The organism is Paraburkholderia phosphatilytica (assembly GCF_003443895.1).
Classification (GTDB): domain Bacteria; phylum Pseudomonadota; class Gammaproteobacteria; order Burkholderiales; family Burkholderiaceae; genus Paraburkholderia; species Paraburkholderia phosphatilytica.
On sequence record NZ_QQOA01000068.1, the window covers coordinates 1 to 20,981 of the forward strand.

The 20,981-nt window shown below is 63.8% G+C and carries 23 protein-coding genes; 11 read left to right on the top strand and 12 right to left on the bottom strand.

Annotated features, from left to right (window positions below):
* Window positions 1–273: 273 nt before the first annotated feature.
* Together DVS29_RS35285 and DVS29_RS35290 are read right to left on the bottom strand one after the other, a co-directional pair.
* Window positions 274–1,209 carry a dTDP-4-dehydrorhamnose reductase family protein gene (locus DVS29_RS35285; RefSeq protein WP_118185744.1) on the bottom strand — a complete coding sequence of 312 codons (936 nt, stop codon included), beginning with the start codon at window positions 1,207–1,209 and terminating at the stop codon, window positions 274–276.
* Window positions 1,210–1,220: 11 nt separating this feature from the next.
* Window positions 1,221–1,439, bottom strand: a complete 219-nt coding sequence (locus DVS29_RS35290; RefSeq protein WP_118185780.1) for a heavy-metal-associated domain-containing protein — start codon at window positions 1,437–1,439, stop codon at window positions 1,221–1,223.
* A gap of 128 nt (window positions 1,440–1,567) precedes the next feature.
* On the opposite strand from DVS29_RS35290, the gene cueR reads away from it, so the two are divergent.
* Window positions 1,568–1,996 carry a Cu(I)-responsive transcriptional regulator gene (gene cueR / locus DVS29_RS35295; protein ID WP_118185782.1) on the top strand — a complete coding sequence of 143 codons (429 nt, stop codon included), beginning with the start codon at window positions 1,568–1,570 and terminating at the stop codon, window positions 1,994–1,996.
* 297 nt (window positions 1,997–2,293) lie between these two features.
* Window positions 2,294–2,440 carry a DUF3563 family protein gene (locus DVS29_RS35300; RefSeq protein ID WP_118185784.1) on the top strand — a complete coding sequence of 49 codons (147 nt, stop codon included), beginning with the start codon at window positions 2,294–2,296 and terminating at the stop codon, window positions 2,438–2,440.
* Window positions 2,441–3,043: 603 nt separating this feature from the next.
* On the opposite strand, the gene DVS29_RS35310 is transcribed toward DVS29_RS35300, so the two are convergent.
* On the bottom strand, window positions 3,044–3,889 hold the full coding sequence (locus DVS29_RS35310) for a 23S rRNA (adenine(2030)-N(6))-methyltransferase RlmJ (RefSeq protein ID WP_118185746.1): 846 nt from the start codon (window positions 3,887–3,889) through the stop codon (window positions 3,044–3,046).
* A gap of 152 nt (window positions 3,890–4,041) precedes the next feature.
* Entirely contained in the window at window positions 4,042–5,013 is a 972-nt protein-coding gene (locus DVS29_RS35315; protein WP_118185748.1) for a potassium channel beta subunit family protein, read from the bottom strand.
* 210 nt (window positions 5,014–5,223) lie between these two features.
* On the opposite strand from DVS29_RS35315, the gene DVS29_RS35320 reads away from it, so the two are divergent.
* A complete protein-coding gene (locus DVS29_RS35320) occupies window positions 5,224–6,021 on the top strand; it encodes a 3-hydroxybutyrate dehydrogenase (RefSeq protein WP_118185750.1) in 798 nt (265 codons plus the stop codon).
* A 17-nt stretch (window positions 6,022–6,038) separates the two neighbouring features.
* Window positions 6,039–7,277, top strand: a complete 1,239-nt coding sequence (locus tag DVS29_RS35325) for a patatin-like phospholipase family protein (protein WP_118185753.1) — start codon at window positions 6,039–6,041, stop codon at window positions 7,275–7,277.
* Window positions 7,278–7,421: 144 nt separating this feature from the next.
* On the opposite strand, the gene DVS29_RS35330 is transcribed toward DVS29_RS35325, so the two are convergent.
* Complete coding sequence (locus DVS29_RS35330; protein ID WP_118185755.1) at window positions 7,422–8,621, bottom strand: amino acid aminotransferase; 1,200 nt, start codon at window positions 8,619–8,621, stop codon at window positions 7,422–7,424.
* A 375-nt stretch (window positions 8,622–8,996) separates the two neighbouring features.
* Between DVS29_RS35330 and uvrB the strand changes: the two genes are divergently transcribed.
* The 6 genes from uvrB to DVS29_RS35360 all read left to right on the top strand — a co-directional run bounded on the left by uvrB (window position 8,997) and on the right by DVS29_RS35360 (window position 15,109).
* Window positions 8,997–11,090, top strand: a complete 2,094-nt coding sequence (gene uvrB / locus DVS29_RS35335; RefSeq protein WP_118185757.1) for an excinuclease ABC subunit UvrB — start codon at window positions 8,997–8,999, stop codon at window positions 11,088–11,090.
* Window positions 11,091–11,397: 307 nt separating this feature from the next.
* Window positions 11,398–11,946, top strand: coding sequence for an iron transporter (locus DVS29_RS35340; protein ID WP_118185759.1), 549 nt, complete (start codon window positions 11,398–11,400; stop codon window positions 11,944–11,946).
* A 54-nt stretch (window positions 11,947–12,000) separates the two neighbouring features.
* On the top strand, window positions 12,001–12,333 hold the full coding sequence (locus DVS29_RS35345) for a cupredoxin domain-containing protein (RefSeq protein ID WP_118185760.1): 333 nt from the start codon (window positions 12,001–12,003) through the stop codon (window positions 12,331–12,333).
* 64 nt (window positions 12,334–12,397) lie between these two features.
* On the top strand, window positions 12,398–13,240 hold the full coding sequence (locus DVS29_RS35350) for an FTR1 family iron permease (protein ID WP_118185762.1): 843 nt from the start codon (window positions 12,398–12,400) through the stop codon (window positions 13,238–13,240).
* Window positions 13,237–14,655 (top strand): 4Fe-4S binding protein, encoded by a 1,419-nt coding sequence (locus DVS29_RS35355; protein ID WP_118185786.1) that lies wholly within the window; start codon window positions 13,237–13,239, stop codon window positions 14,653–14,655. The genes DVS29_RS35350 and DVS29_RS35355 overlap by 4 nt, the downstream gene beginning before the upstream one ends.
* A gap of 46 nt (window positions 14,656–14,701) precedes the next feature.
* Window positions 14,702–15,109: a GlcG/HbpS family heme-binding protein gene (locus DVS29_RS35360; RefSeq protein WP_118185764.1), complete on the top strand. Its 408-nt coding sequence runs from the start codon at window positions 14,702–14,704 to the stop codon at window positions 15,107–15,109.
* Between the two features lie 208 nt (window positions 15,110–15,317).
* On the opposite strand, the gene hemP is transcribed toward DVS29_RS35360, so the two are convergent.
* The 4 genes from hemP to DVS29_RS35380 all read right to left on the bottom strand — a co-directional run bounded on the left by hemP (window position 15,318) and on the right by DVS29_RS35380 (window position 17,789).
* On the bottom strand, window positions 15,318–15,593 hold the full coding sequence (hemP, locus tag DVS29_RS35365; protein WP_118185766.1) for a hemin uptake protein HemP: 276 nt from the start codon (window positions 15,591–15,593) through the stop codon (window positions 15,318–15,320).
* A gap of 186 nt (window positions 15,594–15,779) precedes the next feature.
* Window positions 15,780–16,262: an SRPBCC family protein gene (locus tag DVS29_RS35370; protein ID WP_118185768.1), complete on the bottom strand. Its 483-nt coding sequence runs from the start codon at window positions 16,260–16,262 to the stop codon at window positions 15,780–15,782.
* Window positions 16,263–16,354: 92 nt separating this feature from the next.
* The gene (locus DVS29_RS35375; RefSeq protein WP_118185770.1) at window positions 16,355–16,756 is read right to left on the bottom strand and encodes an OsmC family protein; all 402 of its coding nucleotides are present in this window, start codon (window positions 16,754–16,756) and stop codon (window positions 16,355–16,357) included.
* Between the two features lie 160 nt (window positions 16,757–16,916).
* Window positions 16,917–17,789: a pirin family protein gene (locus DVS29_RS35380; protein WP_118185772.1), complete on the bottom strand. Its 873-nt coding sequence runs from the start codon at window positions 17,787–17,789 to the stop codon at window positions 16,917–16,919.
* Between the two features lie 123 nt (window positions 17,790–17,912).
* Between DVS29_RS35380 and DVS29_RS35385 the strand changes: the two genes are divergently transcribed.
* On the top strand, window positions 17,913–18,908 hold the full coding sequence (locus DVS29_RS35385) for a LysR family transcriptional regulator (protein ID WP_118185774.1): 996 nt from the start codon (window positions 17,913–17,915) through the stop codon (window positions 18,906–18,908).
* 469 nt (window positions 18,909–19,377) lie between these two features.
* On the opposite strand, the gene DVS29_RS35390 is transcribed toward DVS29_RS35385, so the two are convergent.
* The 3 genes from DVS29_RS35390 to DVS29_RS35400 all read right to left on the bottom strand — a co-directional run.
* Window positions 19,378–19,809 carry an ExbD/TolR family protein gene (locus DVS29_RS35390; RefSeq protein WP_118185776.1) on the bottom strand — a complete coding sequence of 144 codons (432 nt, stop codon included), beginning with the start codon at window positions 19,807–19,809 and terminating at the stop codon, window positions 19,378–19,380.
* A 26-nt stretch (window positions 19,810–19,835) separates the two neighbouring features.
* A complete protein-coding gene (locus DVS29_RS35395) occupies window positions 19,836–20,564 on the bottom strand; it encodes a MotA/TolQ/ExbB proton channel family protein (RefSeq protein ID WP_118185778.1) in 729 nt (242 codons plus the stop codon).
* Between the two features lie 38 nt (window positions 20,565–20,602).
* On the bottom strand, window positions 20,603–20,981 hold a 379-nt coding region (locus DVS29_RS35400), incomplete at its 5' end, for an energy transducer TonB (RefSeq protein ID WP_164708068.1).

Sequence of the window (20,981 nt, forward strand, 5' to 3'; positions counted from 1 at the left end):
GATAGTGCGGATTGCCCGTGTGAAAGTAGGTAATCGTCAGGCTCCCTCGCAGCAACAGAACCCCACCCACACCGGTGGGGTTCTGCCGTTTACGGCCCCGGAAAACGTCACGCGCCCAACCGGACGCCCGCGCGACGTCCTCGACAGCCGCACCGCTCCTCCCGCACAAAACAGAACGCGCCAGCCGGCCAGGAGGCCGAACTGACGCGTCTGCACCAGCGAAAGCTCGAACAACGTGCTAGACAGCGGCTTCGAATACCCCGACTTCGAAACTCAACCGCCGTCGAGACCTGCGCTCCCTTGCCATGGGAACGCGTCGAGTGTTTTCTTGATCGCCACGGCGAACGAAGTACGCTGACCTAGCCCCATCGCATCCAGTGTGCTTGAGTCGAGATGACAGTCACGAGGGCGAGGCGTTGCGTCGGTGGGGTGGTGTTGCGGTGAAATGCGCGCCTGAATGCCGAGCGCTGAAGCGATGCTCAGCGCGATGTCGTACTTGGTCATCGGTTCGTCGCCAGACCAGTGCGTGACACCGCAGACCGGGACACCCTGTAGTCGCCGCTCGAGCAACTGCCGGATCAGCACCGCAACATCGGGCGTGTAGGTTGGATATCGGGTGGCCCATGCATCCATCACGGCAGTCTTGCCATCCGGCAAGCCGGAAGCCGACGCCGCGATCGCGGGAACGAGGCTCGTCACGGCCGACTCCTGCCAGTCGACGATCGGCCCGTACAACAAAGGTAATCTGAGTACGCAGGAAGACGTCGAAGCTTCCATCAATGCTCGCTCGCCTTCGAGTTTGCTGGTTCCGTACGCGTTGATGGGATGTGGGGGATCCGCGGGGAGATACGGCGGACGCGATCCATCGAATACATAGTCCGTCGATATGGAAAGCGTCCACGCTCCACAGCGCCGAGCTGCATTGGCGATGGCGCGCACCGCGTCCACGTTCAATGCACGCGCGACCAACGGTTCATGCTCGCAGATGTCCGGCCGACGTTCCGCCGCGGCGATAACGATCGCGTCCGGCCGCGTGTCGTCGATGAAACGATCAACGGACTTGCTATCGCGGATGTCGAGCGCCGTCAAACCTGGCCACGCACGACGGAAGGCCGTTGCGCTGACCGCCCAGCCTGACTGCGCGTTGAGCTCTTGGACAATCGCGCGCCCCAGCAGCCCCGATCCCCCGATAACGGCGACCTTGAACATGGCTGACTCGCTCAACCCGGATGGTCGACGCGCGCGCCGACGACCTTGTAGCCAGCGTCATCGATGGCCGCTTTCAGCACATCCGCCGCAATGGGCGACTCGACCTTGATCGTGCCGGCGACAAGGCTCACATCAACCGATGCATTCGCGTCCTGCTGCCTGATCGCCTGGGTGACGCTGCTCACACAATGCTGGCAGCTCATTCCCTCGACCTGAAACTCAATAGACATTGCTTCTCCCATGACAGTCAATGGAATGCTAACAGCCTCCCGCGTTCGCTGCCTCGACACAGCGGACAGATGACCTTCCCATCGTAGGAAGGTGTAGCATCAATCGGTGCTCATCGAAAGGAATGACTATGAACATCGGCGACGCAGCCCGCGAGTCGGGTGTCACGGCAAAGATGATTCGCTACTACGAAAGCGTGGGTCTGCTGACTCCCAAAGCTCGTACGATGGCCGGCTACCGGATTTATGGCGCCGACGAGGTGCATTCGCTGCGCTTCATCCGGCAGGCGAGGCGCCTTGGCTTCCTTGTCGACGATATCCGCAAGCTACTCGCGCTCTGGCAGGATCGCTCACGAGCCAGTGCAGAGGTCAAGTCCATTGCGCTGGAGCACGTGGCTGAGCTGAATCGCCGCATTGCCGAGTTGACCAGCATGCGCGACACGCTGGCTCACCTCGCGGATCATTGCCACGGCGATTCGCGTCCGGAATGCCCGATTCTCGAAGGGCTCGCGGACCCGGACCCGGGTAGCGCTCATCAGGAAGGGTGCAACTCAAAATAATTGGGTGAGGTACAACCTGCGACCAGGAGACTAAGCCAGGATTGACGTGAAAGCACCGCAATGGTGCTCATCCTTCATGGCATCACGCCCAAGCTTGCAAGATTCCAACAAAATGACCTTATAAATCAGTAAATTATCGCGCCAGAATTGCCGCACCATTCCAAAACGGAATGCACATCAGTCGTGCATTTCACTGGAAAGCGCACGTGCGATCGCTATAATCAGGGTTAACCCTTTTACGGGAAATCCCTGATGTCGAATCCACCGGGGATTCACGACTGATCCTTGGAGAACATCATGTTTGCGTACCTTCTTGAAAAGCTGAGCATCTGGTTTGAAACGGCCGAACGCGATCGCCGTGAGGCCTATCTGGCGTCGTCGGCGGACATCGTCCAACTCGAGCAGCGCATCCGTTCGCTCGAAAAGAACGGCTACTCGCTGTAATCGTTCCTGCGGTCGGCGGCAAGGTCGCAGGCCGTGCAGCACGCTCAAGCCCCGCATTGGCGGGGCTTTGTCGTTTACGTGACCGGTCCGGAACCTGCCGCGCGTTCGCGAATGTATGAACTTTGCCGCGAGGGTGAGGTAAAGTGATCGCCAGAAAAAGCTCTGACCGGTTCATCAACGCGCGGGGGTGTCATGAATCCAGTTTGCCCTGGCCGTCCGTCGATATTTCGTCGGGTGGTATTGGCGTGGACACTGGTTGTTTGCAGCGTGCCCGCATTTGCTGACGGCGGTCAGCCGCTCGTATTGGACACGCGTACCGGCATTAGCGACGGGCAAAGCGGCACTGTGCTTCAAACCGCGCCGCTCTCGCGCGCGCCGATGGTCCAGGCGCAGTCTCTTCCGACGCTGGGCGGTCAGCCATCGAACGCGTCGCCGCCTATCATCGTGTCGCCCTACATCGAGGTGCCGGGTTCGGGAGGATCTCGCTCGAGCAGTTCCAGCAGACACGCACAGGCCGTCCGTGCCCAGCAAACGCAGAGCCCGGCGGCGACGCAGCAGGGTCAGTGACTGCAAGAGAAGCAGAGCCTCCCCGCAACACTCGCGTCAATCGCCGCGGTATTCGATCCGGAACTGTGCGGTTTCATCCACGCCAAGCGTCTTGACGAGCCAGGGCAACGTTTCCTTCATCGTCGCTGCGAGCGTGTAGGGCGGGTTGATGATGAACATGCCGCTCCCGAACAAACCGAATCCGTCCTCGGGAGGGCGGCTGACGGTCAGCGCCACGTGTAGCCAGTTTCGCTCCTGTAGCCGCTTGAGCTGTTCGGGGAAGCGCTGCGACTCCGGTCGCGCGACCTGCGGATACCAGATCGCGTACATGCCAGTCGCGAAGCGCTGCAAGCTTGCCTCGATACAGGTCAGCGTGCTCGCGTAATCGCGTTTGTCTTCGAACGACGGATCGACCAGCATCAGCGCACGCCGCGTCGCCGGGGGCAGCAGCGCCTTGACGCCGTTGAAACCGTCCCCGTCATACAGCATGGCCCGGCGGCCCGCGTCGCGAAAGTTGTGACGCAGCACTTCGATTTCGGTGCTATGCAGTTCGAAGAGCCGCAGCCTGTCCTGCGTGCGCAGCAGTCGCCACGCGAGATACGGCGAGCCCGGATAGAAGTGCAATTCACCGTCCGCATTGAGTGCCGCGACCTCGTCGACGTAATCCGACACCGCCGACGGCAAGTCAGTCCGTTTCCAGAGCTTCGCGATTCCCGTCTCGAACTCGGCCGTCTTGGTCGCGTAGCCTTCTTTCAGCGAGTAAGCGCCGGCGCCTGCATGCGTATCGATGTACCAGTACGGCTTGTCTTTCTGGTTCAGATAGCGCAGCAACTGCACCACCACCGTGTGCTTGAGGACATCGGCATGGTTGCCGGCGTGGAAGGCGTGGCGATAACTCAGCATAACGGAGGCAGACAGAAAGAGACGAACGGAAACACGCAGCGGCCGCCCACACATCAAGCAGCTGATGAACCACGCCCGCAGCGCGCCGGGCGCCGCGGGTCGACATTCATGCAAGCGGGCAGGGTCGCGTATTGTACGCGACGGGCCGACGCTTACTGATACGCGTCGCCGATCACGTCCTCGATGCGTTGCTTGATCTCCGGCGTAATCTTCTCGGCCACCTCGCGGGACTTCATGTTTTCCGCGATCTGCTCGACACGCGAAGCACCCGTGATCACCGTGCTGACGTTCGGGTTCTTCAGAATCCAGCCGATGGCGAGTTGTCCCACCGTGCAACCGAGCTCATCGGCGATTTCACCGAGCTTGCCGACGATCGTGTTCTTCCCCGTGTCGGTGAGCGCCGTGCGCAGCCAGTCGTAGCCTTGCAATTGCGCGCGACTGTCCGCCGGCACGCCGCTGCGGTATTTGCCGGTCAGAAGCCCCGACGCGAGCGGGCTCCATGTAGTCAGCCCGAGCCCGATGTCCTCGTAGAGGCGCTTGTACTCCTCTTCCACGCGCTTGCGGTGGAACAGGTTGTACTGCGGCTGCTCCATCACGGGCTTGTGCAGATGATGGCGCTCGGCGATTTCGTAAGCCGCGCGGATTTCATCCGCGCTCCATTCCGACGTGCCCCAGTAGAGCGCCTTGCCGCGCGTGATCATGTCGCTCATCGCCCACACGGTTTCCTCGACCGGCGTGTTCGGGTCCGGACGATGGCAGAACACGAGATCGACGTAATCGAGCTGCAGGCGTTTCAGCGAGCCGTCGATCGCGTTCATCAGGTATTTGCGGTTGAGCGTGTGGTACTGGTTCGGGGCTTCACGCAGCCCCCAGAAGAACTTCGTCGACACGACGTAGCTGATGCGCGGCCACGCGAGCTCTTTCAACGCGTGGCCCATGATTTCCTCGGACTTGCCGCCCGCATACACCTCGGCGTTGTCGAAGAAGTTGACGCCGGCGTCGCGTGCGGCCGCAAGCGATTCGCGCGCGACATGGGTGTCGACCTGATTGCCATACGTGACCCAGGAGCCGATCGACAGCTCGCTGACCTGCAGGCCCGACCGGCCGAGTCTTCGGTAGTTCATGCATCTCTCCTTGCGAAGGTGTTGAGCGCAATCGCATAGCTTAATCTGAATGCGCTGCGCCGTCTTTGACACGACCGTGCCATCGCTTCATGCACAATAGCGAGATCGCCCGCGGTGCAGCAATCGTCCGAACGGCCTATGCCATCCGGCCAGTTGTCATCGTTCGCGGCTCATGATGTCATTTCGCCATCAACTGCACGGAGGTTCACGATGTCGTCACTCAATACGAAGCTGGAAGGAAAGGTTGCCGTGGTCACGGGTGCCGCGAGCGGCATCGGCAAGCAGATCGCGCTGACGCTGTCGGAAGCCGGCGCCGCGATCGCGATCGCCGACCTGAACCAGGACGGCGCGAACGCCGTCGCCGAGGAGATCAAGGCCAGGGGCGGCAAGGCCATCGGCATCGCGATGGACGTGACCAATGAAGACGCCGTCAACCAGGGCATCGACAAGGTCGCGGCCGAATTCGGCTCGGTCGACATCCTCGTCTCGAACGCCGGCATCCAGATTGTGAATCCGATCGAGAACTACGCGTTCTCCGACTGGAAGAAGATGCAGGCCATTCACGTCGACGGCGCGTTCCTCACCACGAAGGCGGCACTGAAGCACATGTACAAGGACGATCGCGGCGGCGTCGTGATCTACATGGGCTCGGTGCATTCGCATGAAGCGTCGCCGCTCAAGTCGGCGTATGTCGCCGCGAAGCACGCGCTGCTCGGCCTCGCGCGCGTGCTCGCGAAGGAAGGTGCGAAACACAACGTGCGTTCGCATGTGGTGTGTCCGGGCTTCGTGCGCACGCCGCTCGTCGACAAGCAGATTCCCGAGCAGGCGAAGGAACTCGGTATCAGCGAAGAGGAAGTCGTGAAGCGCGTGATGCTCGGCGGCACGGTAGACGGCATTTTCACCACGGTCGAAGACGTCGCGCAAACCGTGCTGTTCCTGTCGGCGTTCCCGACGGCGGCGCTCACGGGCCAGTCGTTCATCGTGAGCCACGGCTGGTACATGCAGTAACGGCGAGGAGAGCCGCGATGGCGCAACGCAATCCAAAGCAGGCAAGGGCCGAAGCCGGGGGCAACTCGGGCGGGGGCGACGTGGGCGTGGTCGACGAAGCGCGGCCGGCCGAAAAGCTCACGGTGCCGAACTACCAGACCATCGCGCTCACGCTGCAAGGCGGCGGTGCGCTGGGCGCGTATCAGGCAGGCGTCTATCAGGCGCTGCACGAGGCCGGTATCCGTCCGAACTGGCTTGCGGGCATTTCGATCGGTGCGCTGAACACGGCGATCATCGCCGGCAACGCGCCCGAGCATCGCGTTGCGCGTCTGCTCGAGTTCTGGGAAACGATCTGTCAGCCGGCTTACGGGCCGCCCATTCCGTCGTTCGTCGAGCAGGCGTTCTTCAATTCCACCAACGGCGTGCGCAAGGCGTTCACGGCGATGCAGGCGGTGAGCGCGGTGGTCGAAGGCCAGCGCGGCTTCTTCGTGCCGCGTTTCCCGCCGCCGGTACCCACGGTGTCCACTTCACCGCAAACCGCGAGCTACTACGATACGCGTCCGCTCAAGGCCACGCTGGAACGGCTGTGCGATTTCGACCGGATCAACTCGCAGGAGGTGCGGGTGTCGGTGGGCGCGGTGAACGTCGGCACCGGCAATTTCGCGTACTTCGACAACGCGAAGATCCGCCTGCGCCCAGAGCATTTCATGGCGTCGGGGGCGTTGCCACCGGGCTTCGGCGCGGTGGAAATCGATGGCGAGTTTTACTGGGACGGCGGCCTGATGTCCAATACGCCGCTCTACGAAGTCGTGCAGACCACGCCGCGCAAAGACACGCTCGCGTTTCAGGTCGACCTCTGGAGCGCGCAGGGCCCGGTGCCGGACAACCTCACCGATGTGCAGGGGCGAGTCAAGGACATCCAGTATTCGAGCCGTACGCGGATGGTCACCACCACGCTGCAGCGTTCGCAGCGTTTCCGGCACGTACTTCGGGAAGTGCTGTCGCGCGTGGCGCCCGAGCATCGCGACGACGAATGGTGCAAGCTCGCCGAAGAGATGTCGTGCTCGAGGCGTTACAACGTGATCCACCTGATCTACCGCAACAAGGAATACGAAGGGCACTACAAGGACTTCCAGTTCGGCCTGTCGACAATGCGCGAGCATTGGCAGAGCGGCCTTGCCGATACGCGCGCATCGCTTGCGCAACCCGGCTGGCTCGCGATGCCCGACAACGACGCAGGGTTCGTCACGCACGATATCCATCGCGATATACGCTGAGCGAAAGCCGGGCTAGCCACGCAGACCCGCGCTGAGCCGCACAAACCCGCGCGGCAATAAAAAACGGCACGCCGTACTACACGGCGTGCCGTTGTTCTTTCACGTCGCCAACCAGTCAAAGGCCTGGCAACGCGCAACGCATCGTCACTTCAGCACATGCGCGATCGCGTTCGCGACCACGTCGATGTTGCGCGTGTTCAGCGCTGCGACGCAGATACGACCGGTGCCGACCGCGTAAATGCCGAACTCCTCACGCAGACGGTCCACCTGCGGCGACGTGAGGCCCGAGTACGAGAACATGCCGCGTTGCGCGTTCACGAAGCTGAAGTCGCGATCCACGCCGGCGGCCTTCAGGCGCTCGACGAGACCGTTGCGCATCGCACGGATCCGGTCGCGCATCCCGGCGAGTTCGGTTTCCCACGTGGCGCGCAGTTCGGGCGAGCCGAGCACAGCCGCGACCACGGAGCCGCCGTGCGTCGGCGGGTTCGAATAGTTCGTGCGGATCACGCGCTTCAGTTGCGACAGCACGCGCGCCGTTTCGTCCTTGCTGCCGGTGATCACCGACAGCGCGCCCACGCGTTCGCCGTACAGCGAGAACGACTTCGAGAACGACGACGACACGAACACGTTCAGTTCCGAAGCGGCGAAGAGGCGCACGGCCGCAGCGTCCGCATCGATACCGTCGCCGAAACCCTGATACGCGATGTCGAGGAACGGCACGAGACCGCGCGCCTTCACGACTTCGACGATCTGCTTCCACTGCTCGACCGACAGGTCCACGCCCGTCGGGTTATGGCAGCACGCGTGCAGTACGACGACCGTGCCGGCTGCGTAACCGTTCAGCGCCGACAGCATGCCGTCAAAGTTCACGCCATGCGTAGCCGCGTCGTAGTACGGGTACGACACGACTTCGAAGCCCGCGCTTTCGAACAGCGCGCGGTGGTTTTCCCAGCTCGGATCGCTGATTGCCACCTTGCTTGCCGGATTCAGACGCTTCAGGAAGTCCGCGCCGATTTTCAATGCGCCCGTGCCGCCGAGCGCCTGCGCCGTCACCACACGGCCTGCCGCGATCAGCGGCGAATCGTTGCCGAGCAGCAGCGCCTGCACCGCGGCGTCGTATGCGGCAATCCCTTCGATCGGCAGATAGCCGCGCGGCAGCGCCGCCTCGATGCGTGCCTTCTCGGCGTCGCGCACGGCGCGCAGCAGCGGAATCTTGCCTTCTTCGTTGGTGTACACGCCAACGCCGAGGTTGACCTTGGTCGGGCGCGCATCGGCGTTAAAGGCTTCGTTCAGACCGAGAATCGGGTCCCGGGGCGCGAGTTCGACAGCGGAAAAAAGAGACATGATGGTTCGGCAGTAGTGAAAAGAAGGAGGGCTTCCGCAAGAAGGTGGGCTTCTTCGGCAAGCCGGCGCCGGCAGGCACTTTCCGTGGGCGCGAACTGCTATGCAACCGCCAGACAACCGCGGTTGCCAGCGGCAACGGGCGTCGATGGCCGGCACGCAACATGGCATTGTAACGAATCCAGTGGCCGTTTTCGGATAGCCCGCGCGCTTGTGTTGAATTTCGTGCTACCGGCCGCTATCTGTAGACTTTCCGCCAATAATTCCGCCGGAGTCATCAGGGCCGTTCGCTCGCCGCCTGCGCTACGGGGCCGCTCCGGAACGGCCGCGCGCAAACCGCTAGAATGGTCGTTTGCTCCCGGCTCAGGATGCCGCTCCATGTCCGACCACCATCTGACCGAAGTCGACGACGCCCTCGACGAATCGAAGTTCGTCTCGTTCGAAGGCTCGCCGTTCCAGCTGTACCAGCCGTTCCCGCCGTCGGGCGACCAGCCGACGGCGATCGCGACGCTCGTCGAAGGCGTGGAGGATGGCCTGTCGTTCCAGACGCTCCTCGGCGTCACGGGCTCGGGCAAGACCTTCACGATGGCCAACACGATCGCGCGGCTCGGCCGCCCGGCCATCGTGTTCGCGCCGAACAAGACGCTCGCCGCGCAGCTGTACTCGGAGTTCCGCGAGTTCTTTCCGCGCAATGCGGTCGAGTACTTCGTGTCGTACTACGACTACTACCAGCCGGAAGCGTACGTGCCGCAGCGCGACCTGTTCATCGAGAAAGACTCGTCGATCAACGAGCATATCGAGCAGATGCGGCTGTCCGCGACGAAGAGCCTGATGGAGCGGCGCGATGTCGTGATCGTCGCCACCGTGTCGGCGATCTACGGTATCGGCAATCCGTCCGAATACCACCAGATGATCCTGATGCTGCGCACCGGCGAGAAGCTCGGCCAGCGCGACGTGATCGCGCGGCTGATCGCGATGCAGTACACGCGCAACGAGGCGGATTTCCAGCGCGGCACGTTCCGCGTTCGCGGCGACACGATCGATATCTTTCCGGCGGAACACGCGGAAATGGCGGTGCGTGTCGAGCTTTTCGACGATGAGATCGAGACGCTTCAGCTGTTCGATCCGCTGACGGGACGCGTGCGGCAGAAGATTCCGCGCTTCACCGTGTATCCGTCGTCGCACTACGTGACGCCGCGCGAGACCGTGATGCGCGCGGTCGAAACGATCAAGACGGAGCTGCGCGACCGGCTGGAGTTCTTTTATAGCGGCGGCAAGCTCGTCGAGGCGCAACGGCTCGAGCAGCGCACGCGTTTCGATCTGGAGATGCTGCAGGAGCTCGGCTTCTGCAAGGGCATCGAGAACTACTCGCGGCACTTTTCCGGCGCGGCGCCCGGCGAGCCGCCGCCAACGCTCGTCGACTACCTGCCGCCCGATGCGCTGATGCTGCTCGACGAGTCGCACGTGCTGATCGGCCAGCTGAACGGGATGTACAACGGCGACCGCGCGCGTAAAGAGAATCTCGTCGATTACGGCTTCCGTCTGCCGTCCGCGCTCGACAACCGGCCGCTCAAGTTCAACGAGTTCGAGCGCAAGGTGCGCCAGGCGATCTTCGTGTCCGCGACGCCCGCCGACTACGAACAGAAGCACACCGGTCAGATCGCGGAGCAGGTGGTGCGGCCAACCGGCCTCGTCGATCCGGAGATCGAGGTGCGTCCGGCACGCAGCCAGGTGGACGACGTGCTGTCGGAGATCAACGCGCGCGTCGCGGCGGGCGAACGCGTGCTGGTCACGGTGCTGACGAAGCGCATGGCCGAGCAACTGACCGAGTTCCTCGCCGATCACGGCGTGAAGGTGCGCTATCTGCACAGCGATATCGATACGGTCGAACGCGTGGAGATCATCCGCGACCTGCGGCTCGGCACCTTCGACGTACTGGTCGGCATCAATCTGCTGCGCGAGGGGCTCGACATTCCCGAGGTGTCGCTCGTCGCGATTCTCGACGCGGACAAGGAAGGCTTCCTGCGCGCCGAGCGCTCGCTGATCCAGACCATCGGCCGCGCGGCGCGCAACGTGAACGGCAAGGCGATCCTGTACGGCGACAACATGACCGACTCGATGAAGCGCGCGATCGGCGAAACCGAGCGGCGCCGCGCGAAGCAGATCGCGTACAACGAGGAGAAGGGCATCGTGCCGCGCGGCGTGGTGAAGCGCATCAAGGACATCATCGACGGCGTGTACAACGTCGACGAAGCGCGCGCCGAGCTGAAGGAAGCGCAGACGCGCGCAAAATTCGAGGACATGTCCGAGAAGCAGCTGTCGAAGGAGATCAAGCGGCTCGAGAAGCAGATGATGGAGCACGCGAAGAATCTCGAATTCGAAAAGGCCGCACAGGCCCGCGACCAGCTTGCGTTGCTGCGACAGCGCGTGTTCGGCGCGAACGTCGGCGATCATCTGACCGGTACCGACTGACGAAGCAAACCCGTCCGCGAACCGACCGACTCATCGAACCACCCAAAGCGCCGCCGCTGCAAAAAGCTGCGGCGCGTCCGAACGCCGCATTTCCCTCCGCACTCACTCCGCGCAAACTGCATCCGACCCTTGCGGAAGCCAGTCAATTCTTTCATCGAGGCAGGGCAAACGAAGGAAAGAAATTGTTCTGTTGGCTGAAGAATGCTAGACTCGCTCATTATTGAGAATCGTTCGCATTACGATTGCGAACGGCCCAAGTGATCCAAGCGGTTGAGCGAAGTCCTGTCCAGATAACAAAGGAGTTCTGATGCGTTTTTCTTCTCTCGCGAGCGGCGCTGTCGCCATGGCAGCGGCGGCAGTCGCGATGCACGCCGGCGCGGCCGAATACCCGATCGGCAAGCAGCAGATCCAGGGCGGCATGGAAATCGGCGCGGTCTATCTGCAGCCGATCACGATGGAACCCGAAGGCATGATGCGCAAGGCGTCGGATTCGGACGTCCACCTGGAGGCCGACATCCACGCGGTGAAGAACAACCCGACCGGCTTCGCGGAAGGCGACTGGATGCCGTATCTGCAGGTGCACTACGAGCTGTCGAAGGTCGGTTCGAGCCAGACGCTGAAGGGCGATCTGATGCCGATGGTCGCGAACGACGGTCCGCACTACGGCGACAACGTCAAGCTGTTCGGCCCGGGCAAGTATCACCTGAAGCTCGAGATCGATCCGCCGATGCAGATGGGCCATATGGCATTTGGCCGCCATATCGACAAGGAAACCGGCGTGGGCCCGTGGTTCAAGCCGTTCACGCTCGACTATGACTTCACCTTCGCCGGCATCGGCAAGAAGGGCGGTTACTGATCGATGGCCGGCGCTCGCGCGGTCATCCGCGCAGGCGCCCCTCAGGAAGGATGCATGAGAATCAACCGGAAACTGGCGGTGCTGGCGTTCACCGCGGCCGCGGTCGGCGCGGCGCATGCGGAAGATCTGCCGACCTTCAAGCTCGAGATGGCGGACGGCACGTTGAAGCCGGCCCGCATCGAAGTGCCCGCGGGCAAGCGGATCAAGATCGAGGTCAGCAATAGCGGCAAAGGCGCGGCCGAATTCGAGAGCGTCCAGCTGCGCAAGGAAAAGGTGCTCGCGCCGGGCGCCGATTCGTTCGTCGTGATCGCGCCGCTGTCGCCGGGCGAATACAAGTTCTTCGACGATTTCCACCAGCAGGCGCAGGGCGTGATTGTCGCGAAGTAAAAGCGTTGCGGTGCCCGCGCCCGCAACGGGGCGCCGGCGTGCAGCGCGCAGCAGGAGAAATTCGATGGGTCAGGTGTTGTTCATCGTGTGGCGGGAAAGTGTCGAGGCGCTGCTCGTCGTCGGCATTCTGTACGCGTGGCTGAAGAACGGCGACGCGGCCGCGCGGCGCGGCCTGCCGTATCTGTGGGCGGGCGTCGCGGCCGGCGTGCTCGCGGCGATCGGCCTGGGCGCCGCGCTGGTCGGCTTCACCGAAGTATTGTCGGGCGATGCGCAGGACTACTTCCAGACCGCGATGGTGCTGATCGCGTGCGTGCTGATCGTGCAGATGGTGCTGTGGATGAAGCAGCACGGCCGCACGCTGAAGCGCGAGATGGAGCAGTCGCTCGAAAAGAGCACACGCGAGGCGAACTGGTGGGGCATCGCGGTGCTGGTCGCGCTCGCGATCGCGCGCGAGGGCAGCGAGACCGTCATCTTCCTGTATGGCCTCGGGTTCGGCCAGTCGGGTCATGTCGATGGCGCGCAGATCCTCGCCGTCGTGCTCGGCCTCGCGCTCGCGTTCGCCACCTTCTACCTGCTGCAACTGGGCGGCAAGGTGTTCTCGTGGCGCAGCTTCTTCCGCGTGACAGAGATCATGCTGCTGTTCCTCGGCGCGGGGCTGTTCCAGACGGGCGTCGACAAGCTGATCGACAAGGAAATCCTGCCCACTATCATCGACCAGCTGTGGGACACGTCGAAGATCCTCGACGACTCCAGCACGTTCGGTTCGCTCGTCGCGACGCTCACGGGCTACCGCGCGCATCCGGCGCTGATGAACCTGATCGCGTACGCCGCTTACTGGGCGGTCGTATGGCTGCTGGTGCGCCGCGCGAGCCGTCAGCCCGCGCAGGCGGCGCGTCGAGCGGCATGACGGACGTCGCCATCTCGCAAGCCACGCGGCCTTCGAAGCTCAAGGCCGCCGGCCAGTGGATGCAGCGCCACGGCGCGGCGATTCGCGGTATCCAGTGGGTCGTCGTCGCACTGTACGCATTCCTGATTATCGTGCCGGCGTGCATGCCGCTGCCCGGCGACACCGCGCATCTGTGGAACAACCTGACGCTCGCCGCGCAGTTCGTGTTCTGGGGCATCTGGTGGCCGTTCGTGCTGCTGTCGATGGTGATGCTCGGCCGCGTGTGGTGCGGCGTGCTGTGTCCGGAAGGCGCGCTCGCCGAATTCGCGAGCCGCTACGGGCGCGGCCGCGCAATTCCGCGCTGGATGCGCTGGGGCGGCTGGCCGTTCGCCGCGTTCGGCATCACGACGATCTACGGGCAGATGGTGAGCGTCTACCAGTATCCGAAGGCGGTGCTGCTGGTGCTCGGCGGCTCGACCTTCGCGGCGATCGTGATCGGCCTCTTGTATGGCCGCGAAAAGCGCGTCTGGTGCAAATACCTGTGCCCCGTGAACGGGGTGTTTTCGCTGCTGGCGCGTCTCGCGCCATTCCATTTCAAGGTCGACGAAGACGCGTGGCGCCGCTCGTACACAGAGGGCGAGCACGGCCATCGCGTGATTCCGATCAACTGCGCGCCGCTCCTGCCGTTGCGCAGCATGAAAGGCTCGGCTGCGTGCCATATGTGCGGTCGCTGCAGCGACCATCGCGATGCGATCGCGCTGACGTGGCGCGTGCCTTCGACCGAAGTGGTGGAGCTCGGCGCGAAGCAGGCGAGCGTCTGGGACACGGCGCTGATTCTCTACGGCCTGCTCGGCATCGCGATCGGCGCGTTCCACTGGACCGCGTCGCCGTGGTTCATCGACGCGAAGCAGTTCCTCGCGACCTGGCTGATCGACCACAACATCATGTGGCCGCTCGACACCAACGCACCGTGGTTCCTGTTCACGCACTATCCCGAGCAGAACGACGTGTTCTCGTGGCTCGACGGCACGATGGTGATCGGCTATATCGTCGGTACGGGGCTCGCGTATGGCACCGCGCTGCTGCTCCTGATGATGGGCGCGACGCGCATGCTCGGCCGCTTCGAGATGCGGCGCATGCATCATTTCACGCAGTCGCTGATTCCGCTGGCGGGCGCGGGCGTGTTTCTCGGTCTGTCGGCGACCACGCTGTCGCTGCTGCGCGCGGAACACGTGCCGCTGTGGTGGGCGTCGGATGTGCGCATCGCGATTCTCGTCGCGTCGAACGCGTGGAGCGCGTGGCTCGGCTGGCTCGTCGCGCGCCGCTACCCGGTGGGGATTTTCGCGCGCGCCGCGGCAATGGTATGGTTGTTCGCTGCGCTTGCGGTCGTCGATAGCGCCTGGTGGCTCATGTTCTGGGGCTGGGCGGCGCACTGAACGGCGATCGCGGCGCATCCTGTCCGATCTGCGCAGCGAGGCGAGCGTGAAAACCAAACCCGTATTGACGGAAGACGACGTGATGACGATGGCGGCCGCGGCTCAGGCGCACGCGGTCGCGAACCACTGGCGCGTGACGGTCGCGATCTTCGACGATGGCGGCCATCTGCTCCATCTGCACCGGATGGATGACACCGGGCCCGGCACAGTCGAGATGGCGATCGGCAAGGGCCGCACCGCCGCGCTCGGCCGGCGCGAAAGCAAAGCGTATGAAGAGCTGATCAAGCAGGGGCGCGTCGCGTTCCTGAGCGCACCGTTGACCGGCATGGTCGAGGGCGGCGTGCCGATTGTCATCGATGGCGTGGTGGTCGGCTCGATCGGCGTGTCGGGCGTGAAATCGGAGCAGGATGCAGCCGTGGCGCGCGCGGGAATCGCGGCACTGGAAGCTGGCTGATCATTGAGCACCGAAAGCCGATCGCAGGGCGCCTGTCGCGCCGCTGCGTGTTACGCGGTGAGAACCAAAAAAGCGGCCTGGCTGGCTGCGGACGGCTGGCTTGGTTGTCTGCACGAAGGGGTCTAGATCTCGCGTGCAAGCCGTCGTGGCTGGCTACTGCCTAACACCTCTCGAGGAGGTGGTCCCCACAATACCCGGTGTGTGCGCGTTACTTCGTCAGGATCAGTTTGCCCAGACGCGTGGCGCGCAGTTGATAGGTCTCGCCGTTGTGGACGATCGAGATATGGCTGCGTCCCTGCAACAGCGTGTCGCTGCGAACGGTGCGCGTGGCCGTGGCGCTCTCGTCCTGGCTGCCGGCGTTCGTGCGCGGCGTAGTGTGCGAAGCGGACGCGTCGCCGTTACTGCTGCGCGGACGCGTGGTCAGCGCGCTGCCGGACGATGAGCGGCTCAGCTTCAGCGTGGAAGGGCGCGTGTATTCGGTCATGCGAGCCACCGTTTGTTGTTCATTCGATGGAAATGATTCTAAATGATAATCGTTCCTATTTGCAAGTTCGGAAAACCGATTGGATCTGGATTTCGATAGCGGAAAGTAAGCTGGCGCGCATCGGCACGACGCGGTGTGGCTCGGTGTGATGTCGTGAGCCGCGTCGCGCCGATGGCAGGGCGGGGGTCAGTGCAACTGGTCGGGGGACTGCGACGACAGCACGTACTGGCGGATCAGCCGCACGGTATCGATGTCGGCTTCGCGGTATGCCGACTTCACGATCTCCTGGGTCTGGCGCGCGTCTTCGTTGTCCGCGTCGGGCAGCGTCGTCGTGTACTGGAAGCGCAGGAACAGCTGCTGCGTGTCGGGCTGCTCGATTGTCATCGTCAGCGAGCCGCCTACGTGCGCCGCGGTGGCGAGGATGTCGTAGCGCACGCTGTCGTTCGGGGTGAGCGTGACGCGATCGTGCACGGTCGCCTGGCCGTAGTGCAGCTCGCGCTCGAGCGTGCTGTCGGTACGCGACACGATCGTGCAGCTGTCGAGGCCGATCACAAACAGCTGCGGCTGCTCCGCGCGCAGCACGAGACCTTCCCACAGCTGTTCGCGCGTCATCGCGTCGACGAACGGATTCAGCGGGTCGTTGATCTGGATCAGATGTTCGAAATTCAAGGCGACAGCTTCCTCTTCAAAACGCTTTCGATGGGGTATGACTTGCCTTCGCGCAACGCGATGGCGGGATGGCTATTCAACGCACGCAATTCTCACACCGCGGCCACGAGCCCCGTTCGTACCGGTGTCGCATTCGCGAGCAGGTTGTGCACCGGGCACGCGTTCGCGATCTGCAGCAGCCGTTCGCGCTGCTCGTCGGACAGGTCGCCCTCCAGCACGATCCGGCGGTCGATCGTCGAGCCGCCGTCGTTCTTCTCGATCGACAGCGACACGCGCACGTCGTGCAGCGGCCAGCCTTTGCGCTGCGCGTACATCTTCAGCGTGATCGACGTACAGGCGCCAAGGCTCGCGAGCACCATGTCCACCGGGTCCGGGCCGCGATTGCGTCCGCCCGCGGATTCCGGTTCGTCGGCAATCCACGCGTGCCGGCCGTCGTCGAGAATCACCTGATAGTTGGTCGAACCGATGTGTGCTGTGACCTTGCCTTCGGCCATGGGGGCTCCTGTTTGTTCGTGTGCAGGCCTATTGTGAACGAATTTGTCGCCACGCGCGGTGGGTGCACGCGTGGCGAAGAAACGCAGAAGCGCACGGCAGCGGCCGTCGGGCCGCGCACCGCGCGCTTCGTCGTGCTCTATCGAGCGGGGGAGGCTGGGCTCAGTGCTGGATCTCGCCCATCCGCCCGGCCTGATAGTCGACCACCGCCTGGCGGATCTCCGCTTCCGTGTTCATCACGAACGGACCGTAGCGCACCACCGGTTCCTTCAGCGGTACGCCGCCGAACAGCAGCACGTCGAGCGGCTCGTCGCCGGCTTCGAGCGTGACCGTGTCGCCGTCGTCGTTGAACACGACCATCCGCTGCGCGCCGATCGCCTCGCGCTCGTCGCCGTAGTGCCCCGTGCCGGCCAGCGCGTACGCGAACACGCGATAGTCGCGCGGCACCGGATGCACGATGCGCGCGCCCGGCTGCAGCGTGAAATGCTGGTACAGGATCGGCGTGTGCGTCTGGATCTTCGCGTGCACGCCGAGCGCCTCGCCGGCGATCACCTTGACGCGCACCTTGCCGTCTTCGGACGTCGCGACCGGAATCTCCGCGGACGGCATTTCCTGGTAGCGCGGCGCGATCATCTTGTCGCGGCTCGGCAGATTGACCCACAGCTGCAGACCATGCACGCGGCCGCCGGATTTCGCGAATTCCGGGTCCGGCATCTCGCTGTGCACGACGCCCGCGCCGGCCGTCATCCATTGCACGTCGCCCGGACGCAGCGTACCCGCGTGCCCGGCCGAATCCTTGTGGCCGAACTGGCCTTCCAGCATGTAGGTGACCGTCTCGAAGCCGCGATGCGGATGGTCGGGCGCGCCGACCGCCTCGCCGGGCGAGTAGTCGACCGGGCCCATCTCGTCGAGCAGCAGGAACGGGTCGAAGTCCATCAGGAGGCGCGTAGGGAACGGCCGATGGACGACGAAGCCGCCGCCCTCGACAGTACGGACCGCGGGAATCGTGCGCTCCAGGGTACGGGTCGGGCTCATCGAAATCACTCCGGAAAAATGGGGAATAGCGTTATTTTTGAAACATGAAGCTATTATAGGGACCACTTTTGCGGGTTCCAGCCGCCCCAATGCAATGGATTGTTCTGCCGATGGAACGATGACATGAAGATCGACTCGCACAACCTGAACGATCTGATGTACTTCTCGCAGGTCGTTGAACACGGCGGATTTTCGGCCGCGGAACGGGTGCTCGGCATTTCGAAGTCGCGGCTGTCGCGGCGGCTGACCGAACTGGAGGCGTCGCTCGGCGTGCGCCTGCTGCAGCGCTCCACGCGCAAGCTCGCGCTGACCGAGGCCGGCCAGCTGTTCTACCAGCACTGTCAGGCCATGCTGTCCGAAGCGCAGGCTGCGGTGAACGTCGTGCAGCAGCTGCGCTCGTCGCCGCGCGGCACCGTGCGCGTCAGCGTGCCGGTGACGATTTCGCAGACCATTCTGTCGCGCATCCTGCCGGACTTCATGCATCGCTACCCCGAAGTGAAGCTGGTGATGCGCGTGACGAATCGTGTCGTCGACCTGTTCGAAGATTCGATCGACGTCGCGCTGCGGGTCCGCTCCGAGCCGCCCGCGAACGCGAACATCGTCGTGCGGCCGCTGTGGCGCACCCAGCAGATGCTGGTCGGCGCGCCGAGCCTCCTGAGCCAGAATGCGCCGCCGCTGCAACCGGCGGACCTCGCGCAGTTCGAAACGCTGGATACGCCGACCACCGACGGCCGCCACGCATACAGCCTGATCGCGCCCGACGGCACGCGCCACGTGCACGAACACGACCCGCGGCTCGTCTCCGCCGACCTGATGATGATCACCGAGCACGTGATGGCAGGCATCGGCATCGCCGCGCTGCCGGAGATGATGTATGGCGCCGCGCTGCGCTCGGGGCGCCTGTCGCCGGTGATGCCCGGCTGGACGCTGCCCACGCCGCAGCTCTATGCGGTGTTCGTGTCGCGGCAGGGGATGGTGCCGGCCGTGCGCGCGTTCGTCGATTATCTGGTCGAGATGCTCGATCCCGAGATCGGCAAGTTCGTCGAGCGTGAATGTCCGGAACACCCTACGTCGGGTGAAGCGTCGCAGCAGAAGCGGGCGGTCGCGGTGTCGCAGTGAGCAGTCGCTACGCTGCAGACGTCGCCGTTTCTTTGCGTTGTGTCGTGACGTGCAGCGTCACGCATGCAGAACGGGTCGACGATAAAACGTCTGCAAAACTCGTACTGAATCGCTTTTGGCATTTAAGCGTCGTCGGCAATCGGTACTTTCAATGGCCGATGTCTTGCGTCGACGTGGCCCGAAGGCCTATATTGAAATCCCTTCCGGCGTGGAGCGCTCCTGCCGGAAATCCAAGGCCGCTATCATAGCGAGCCGGATAGGGCTGAACGCGCTGTCCGTGTCGACCACGGCTGTCGCATGCGATGTTCCCGCGCCACTCCACTGGTTAAGGAACTCGCCGCCCGAAGGCGCCGCGTGCGCATCACAAAAGGCCTTCATCTGACGATGAGGGCCTTTTACTTTTTGGCTTTTTGTCCCATGAAACAGGGGATATTCTGTGCGCCGTACCATGCCGGCGCACTTCATCCGATCAATGCGTAGCGGGTTGCGAGCCGGGTTGAGTCACGAAGCCGATCTTCGTCAGACCGCCCGCCTGCGCATCCGACATTACCTGCGCGACCTTTTCGTATTCCACCTTGCGGTCCGCGTTCAGATGCAGTTCGGGTTGCGGCGTCTGCTGCGCCGCCGCGGAAATTTTCTCGCGCAGCGCGTCGTCGCCGACCGGCTGGTCGTCCCACAGCACGGTGCCGTCGGCCTTGATCGACACGCTGACCTGCGCGGGCTTCGTGTCTTCCTTCTGGCTGCTCGCGTGCGGCAGGTCGATCTTGACCGCGTGCCGGATCACCGGAATCGTCACCATGAAAACGATCAGGAGTACTAGCATGACGTCGACGAGCGGCGTCATGTTGATTTCGTTCATCAGGCCGTCGTCTTCGTCGGCGGCAAAGGGGCTCATCGCCATTGCGATACCTCGTGGGTGACGGACGTTCAGTGGTTCTGCGCGGCGAGGCGCAGGCCGTTGCCCTTCGCCGACGAGAGCTTCGAGCCCGTCACGAAGAACGCGTGCAGGCCGTGCGCGAAGCGGTTCAGCTTCGTGACGATCGCGCGGTTCGCGCGGGTCAGCGCGTTATAGCCGAGCACTGCCGGAATCGCGACGAACAGGCCGAACGCCGTCATGATCAGCGCTTCGCCGACCGGACCGGCCACGGCGTCGATCGAGCTCTGGCCGCTCGCGCCGATCGACAGCAGCGCGTGATAGATGCCCCACACGGTGCCGAACAGGCCGACGAACGGCGCCGTGCTGCCGATCGACGCGAGCACTGCGAGGCCGCCCTGCATGCGCGCGACGCTGTCATCCATCGTGTCCTTCAGGCAGCGCGTGATCCAGTCCGACACGTCCATCCGGTCGTGCAGATGCGGCTGCGTCTGATGATGGTGATCGGCGGCTTCCTGGCCCGACAGCGCGAGCGCGAGGAACGGGTTGTCCTGCGGCGTCGAGCGACCGCCGCCGAGCTTCTTCACGCCGTCGCCGAAATCGTCCGAATGCCAGAACGAGCGTTCGGCGTCCTTCGTCAGGCGCTTCAGGCGCACGACGTTCCAGCTCTTGATCACGATCACGCTCCACGACAGCACCGACATGATCATCAGCGCGAGCGCGATGCCGCGCGTCACGAAATCCCCTTGCGCCCACACGTGCGCGATACCGTAGTTCTGCATTGCCATTCCTTGTTGTAGATGAGTGTGCCGCGCCGCGCTCAGTCGCTCAGGTTGAAGACGTAGGGCACGGAAGTCGTCGCGCGGATCGCCTCGCCGTTTTCCATGTACGGACGACAGCTGCTGCTGCGCACGGCGTCGAGCGCAGCCTGGTCCAGACGGTCGAAGCCGCTGCTTTTCTTCAGCGCGATGTTCTCGATCCGGCCCGTCACGCCGACGACGAACTGCACGACCGCTGTGCCGGTTTCGCCGCGGCGCCGCGACAGCATCGGGTACTCGGTTCGCGTGATGTCGCAGTCGAGATGCGAGACGTTTTTCGGCGCGTTGATCGCCATGGTCGGCTTGCCGGCTGTGGGCGCGGCCGCAGCCGGCGCAGGGGCGGGCGCGGCGGGCGCCGGAGCGGGCGGAGCCGGCGGCGTC